4 protein-coding genes are annotated in these 5017 nt (G+C 52.1%); 1 reads left to right on the forward strand and 3 read right to left on the reverse strand.

The window, feature by feature from the left end; genetic code table 11:
• Positions 1-1936 (forward strand): glycosyltransferase (locus tag H8Q75_RS02765; RefSeq protein WP_297040308.1); only part of this gene is annotated, 1936 nt, incomplete at its 5' end.
• A 401-nt stretch (positions 1937-2337) separates the two neighbouring features.
• Here H8Q75_RS02765 and H8Q75_RS02770 read toward each other — a convergent pair.
• Genes H8Q75_RS02770 through H8Q75_RS02780 form a run of 3 tightly spaced genes read right to left on the reverse strand, consistent with a single transcriptional unit; the run spans position 2338 to position 4807 of the window.
• A complete protein-coding gene (locus H8Q75_RS02770; RefSeq protein ID WP_024125534.1) occupies positions 2338-2832 on the reverse strand; it encodes a hypothetical protein in 495 nt (164 codons plus the stop codon).
• Between the two features lie 18 nt (positions 2833-2850).
• Positions 2851-4569, reverse strand: a complete 1719-nt coding sequence (gene ureC / locus H8Q75_RS02775; protein ID WP_024125535.1) for an urease subunit alpha — start codon at positions 4567-4569, stop codon at positions 2851-2853.
• Positions 4570-4621: 52 nt separating this feature from the next.
• Positions 4622-4807 (reverse strand): hypothetical protein, encoded by a 186-nt coding sequence (locus tag H8Q75_RS02780; RefSeq protein WP_024125536.1) that lies wholly within the window; start codon positions 4805-4807, stop codon positions 4622-4624.
• Between the last annotated feature and the right edge of the window lie 210 nt (positions 4808-5017).

A 5017-nucleotide genomic window follows, 5' to 3' on the forward strand; every position in this document is an offset into this window, starting at 1 on the left:
CACCCGCCTCATTATGCGCCTCATTGTCATTCTCTTTGGCTGTCGCTATCTGGTGTGGCGTGGCTGGGTGACGCTGAATGATGCCCACTGGTTGAGTTTTGGAGCAAGTGTCGGTTTCTACGGTCTTGAGCTACTGTACTTTTTGACCTATGTGCTCTACTTTTATCAAACGGCATGGCTGACAACTGCCTGGCGATCGCGCCAGGCCAATCACTACCAGCAGGCGGTTCTTAGTGGTGAATACTGCCCCAGTGTCGATGTTTTCATTCCCACCTACAATGAAGCCCCCTACATTTTGCAGCGAACTATTATTGGCTGCCAGGCAATGAATTACAGAAACAAAACCATCTATGTCCTTGACGATGGCCGTCGTCCGGAAATTGCCGATCTCTGTGAGCAGCTAGGGGTCAACTATCTCACTCGCCCCACCAATGAACACCGCAAAGCAGGGAATCTTAACCATGCCCTGAAACACACCCGCGGCGAACTGATTGTTGTTTTTGATGCCGACTTTATTCCCTTTCAGAACTTCCTGACTCGCACAGTGGGCTTTTTTCAGGATGATCAGGTGTCCATGGTGCAAACCCCCCAGCACTTTTTTAACCCTGACTATTACTCCCGAAACCTTGGCATTGAGTTTATGATGCCCGGGGATATGGAGTACTTTTTTGGGTTTATTCAGCCGGGACGGGACTTCGGCAACGCTATTATTTGCTGCGGTACCTCCTATGTCGTTCGCCGCCGTGACCTAGAAGCCATCGGTGGATACTATACCCGCTGTGTGGTGGAAGATTTCCAAACAGGGACAAAGATGCAGATTGCTGGTTACCGTTTGATCTATCTCAATGAAATTCTCAGTATGGGGGAATCTCCCCGCAATTTTCAGGATTATTTAGAGCAACGGCTGCGCTGGCTCCAAGGGAATATGCAAATCTATTTCTGTGGCGATGATCTTCCCATCTGGTCAAAGCTCTCTTGGTTTCAGCGCAGTTGTCACCTATCGCTGCTGCTGTACAACATCAATCCCTTTATCCGCACCTGCTTTCTCATTGGCCCATTTTTGAGCCTGATGACGGGCATTTCCCTGACAGTAGCCACCTTGAGCGAGTATCTTTTCTACGCCCTGCCCTACACCCTGCTGATGATCGCCACCTTTAGCTGGGCTACAGAAGGACGGTATTTTTCGATCTGGGGTGAGGTTCATGAAGTCACCTTTGCTTTTCCAGGTATGGTGCAACTGATTAAAATCCTCCGCAATCCCTTTGGCAAAATTGGCAGCATTGTCACTAATAAAGGAACAGTGTCCAATCGCAAATGTTTGAATTTACGCTTTACGTGGCCATTGGTTGTCTTTGTGGTGGCGGTGGGAGTGGGGATCTTTATCCGCTATGGTGGCTACTGGCTCCACATTTGGCCGCCAATGGAGTATGAACGGTCGGGTTTAGAGCTGATGTTGGCTTGGACCATCTATAACGCCTTTATTGCCTTAATTGCTGTTTTATCCGCCATTGATCAGCCTACCCGTCGCCAGAGCGATCGCTTCCCCGTTTGCACTGTGTGTCGCTTTCAACTGGGGAATCAAACCTACTGGGGCTATACCCGGGATCTTTCGGAGACAGGGGCGGCTCTATTACTGACCGCTGGCCGGTTTGTGGAAGACCAAGGCAATCAGGTGGGGACGCTCACTTTTTTAGAGCAGGACTTTAGCGTGACCGCAGCTGTTGTTCGCAGCCGTGCAGAAGACGAGAAATGCTGTATTTACCTGCGGTTTCTTGAGGTCGGTGATGAGGCACAGCGGGGCCTAGTACAACTGCTCTATGGTGGCCTCACATGGTGGCACAAACCGAAAGCCCCCAATGGCCTAGATGCCTTTTGGCCAATGTTGATTCGTCTATTCGACTTTCGATCGCTCTTTAGCCTCTATAGCAATAACTAGGAACAACTGACCATCGGCTCACGGCTTAAAAATTTGCCCTGGGGGACAACGACAGTTGGGCAACAGGGGAGATGTCAACGTATTCTTTTGAATAACGCCGGCTCCCATCCAGGCACAACTAGGACCCGTTACTGGTGACCATGCCTAAAGTTGGCCGTCAAAATTTCTACAGATAGGGGATTTACCAGTGGGGGCACCGCTCACCCCTGACTCCCCACTAATCATTACTAAATCATTTCGTACTAATCATTTCGTAGCGATTGCCGTTCTTGGGTAATCCGGAGCCCCACTGATCTAGAGATGCTTAAGAAAACTAGCAAGGCCTACCCTGTGTCATTTCCAGTTCTTGAGAACTACCATACTGCCTGTGCAGCCCTTTTTGCAGGGTGGTAAAAGCTGCTTTATAACCAAGCTACCAAGAGTGTGGCCACGCCCAAGCCCGTGAGGGCAATCCAAATGAAGGCATTTGGTAAAGGAGTAGCGGGGGGCGGTGGTTCTTGGGGTTTTGGGGTGGGAGCCGATGGCCTTTTCGAGGAGCGGCGATTGGGGGAGGTGTAGCTGCGATCGCCCAGGTGGGATAGGTCAGGAATTTCGCTATACCATTCTGGACGGCGTTTCAGTTGGGGAGCCTCCAAAATCGCTAGCAAGCGACGACTTTCCTGCCGCGTGTGAGGATCGGGATGCCGTTGGAGTTGACGGCAGAGACTCACGGCTGCCCCTTGATCGCCAGCAGCGCTATAAGCTGTGACTAACCAGAGACTAATTTCTCCTGATTGCACCGCATTTCCCTCAGCCAGCGCCGCCGCCTGTCCCAACAGGGCAACGGACTGTTGATAGTTGCCCCGCTCAAAAGCCTCTTGTCCTTGTTGAAAGAGGACAGCTACCGCATCCGTCATTGCTTAAACTTAATAAACTTAAAAGAGAAAATAACGTTGGGCAAGGGGTAAGACACTGGCCGGTTCACAGGTGAGCAATTCACCATCCGCCCGCACCTCATAGGTTTCGGGATCTACCTCAATGTGGGGTAAGTAGTCATTGAGCTTGAGATCTGCTTTGCGCAGTTGGCGGATGTGGCGCACCGGCAGCACTGTTTTTTGCAACCCCAACTGTTCTGGGAGGTTGTTGGCAATGCCTGCTTGAGACATAAAGGTTACTGAGGTGGCGGTTTGGCAGCCCCCATAGCTGGCAAACATGGGTTGCATGTGCACTGGTTGGGGCGTGGGAATACTGGCATTGGCATCCCCCATTTGAGCGTAGGCAATCATTCCCCCCTTGATTACCAGCTCCGGCTTGACTCCAAAGAAAGCGGGCTTCCAGAGGCACAGATCAGCAATTTTGCCCACCTCTACTGATCCCACATACTCAGCAATGCCGTGGGTAATGGCAGGATTAATCGTGTACTTGGCTACATAGCGGCGGGCGCGAAAGTTGTCATGATCGACGCCCGGCTGTTGGGGATCCCTGAGATGTCCCCGCTGCAGCTTCATTTTGTGAGCAGTTTGCCATGTGCGAATAATACTCTCCCCCACCCGTCCCATTGCTTGGGAGTCCGAAGAGATAATACTAAAGGCCCCGAGGTCATGGAGAACATCTTCAGCAGCAATGGTTTCTCTGCGAATCCGCGACTCGGCAAAGGCCACATCTTCAGGAATATTGGGGTCGAGGTGGTGGCACACCATCAACATATCCAAGTGCTCATCGAGGGTATTGACAGTGTAGGGGCGAGTGGGATTAGTGGAAGAGGGCAACACATTGGCTTGACCACAGACCTTAATAATGTCCGGGGCATGTCCTCCGCCGGCGCCCTCAGTGTGATAGGCGTGAATGGTGCGGTTTTTGAAGGCAGCAATGGTGTCTTCGACAAACCCAGATTCGTTAAGGGTGTCGGTGTGGATGGCCACCTGAATGTCGTAGTCTTCAGCCACACTCAAACAGGTGTCAATGGCAGCAGGGGTAGTGCCCCAGTCTTCGTGGAGTTTAAGACCAACAGCGCCCGCCTGCACTTGCTCAATCAGTCCTTGGGGTTGGCTGCTATTGCCCTTGCCCAAAAAGCCTAAATTCACTGGAAAGGCATCGGCAGCTTGAAGCATGCGGTAGATGTTCCAAGGTCCTGGCGTACAGGTGGTGGCATTGGTACCTGTGGCAGGCCCCGTTCCGCCACCAATCATTGTTGTAATCCCCGAGGCAATGGCAGTGGCAATCTGCTGTGGACAGATAAAGTGAATGTGGGCGTCAATCCCCCCAGCAGTGAGGATCATGCCTTCGCCAGCGATCGCCTCCGTGCCAGGGCCAATGATAATATCTACCCCCTCTTGGGTGTAGGGGTTTCCTGCTTTACCAATTTTGTAGATCTTGCCCTCTTTGATGCCGACATCGGCCTTGACAACGCCCCACCAATCCAGAATGACCGCATTGGTGATCACCACATCCACTGCGCCTTCTGCATTAGCAATGGGGGACTGTCCCATCCCGTCGCGGATCACTTTGCCGCCGCCAAACTTGACTTCATCACCGTAGTGGGTGTAGTCGCGCTCAATTTCAATAATGAGATCAGTATCCGCAAGTCGCAGGCGATCGCCCACCGTCGGGCCATAGGTTTCTGCATAAGTCTGGCGATCAATGCGGTAGCTCATGGGGGTCTAAAGAGGTCAGGTGGCAGAGAAGTCCGGCCTTCTCAGTCTAAATTTAGCCTAATTCTTCGACAACAACGAGTCCCTTTTTAATCAAAGCCTGCAGGTCAGCATTGTGGGTTTTGCAGTTGCGCCAGCGCCGCTCATCGACATTTTCATTGCGACCGGGTTGAAGGGTCACAGGCCCAAAGAAACTATCAAAGGTCATGGGCTGTTCGAGGTAGCTAATCACAGTCAGCATGGCAGCAGACGTTCGACAAAATCACTATTTTCAGAATAAGGCTAGAGTGGATCTGATGCCGAGTTGAGTTAAGTATGGTTCGCAGGCGGTTGAGTTTGGTTGGGATGGTGATCGCCCTTGGCGCCCTAACGGCGTGTTCATTGCGTTTGCCCGATCGCACCCCCTCCACCCCCAAGACAGAGGCGTCTCTGCCTCCCCTTGCCCCCATGG

It is taken from the genome of Thermosynechococcus sp. OHK43, from assembly GCF_014466085.1.
In the GTDB taxonomy this organism is placed as follows: Bacteria; Cyanobacteriota; Cyanobacteriia; order Thermosynechococcales; family Thermosynechococcaceae; genus Thermosynechococcus.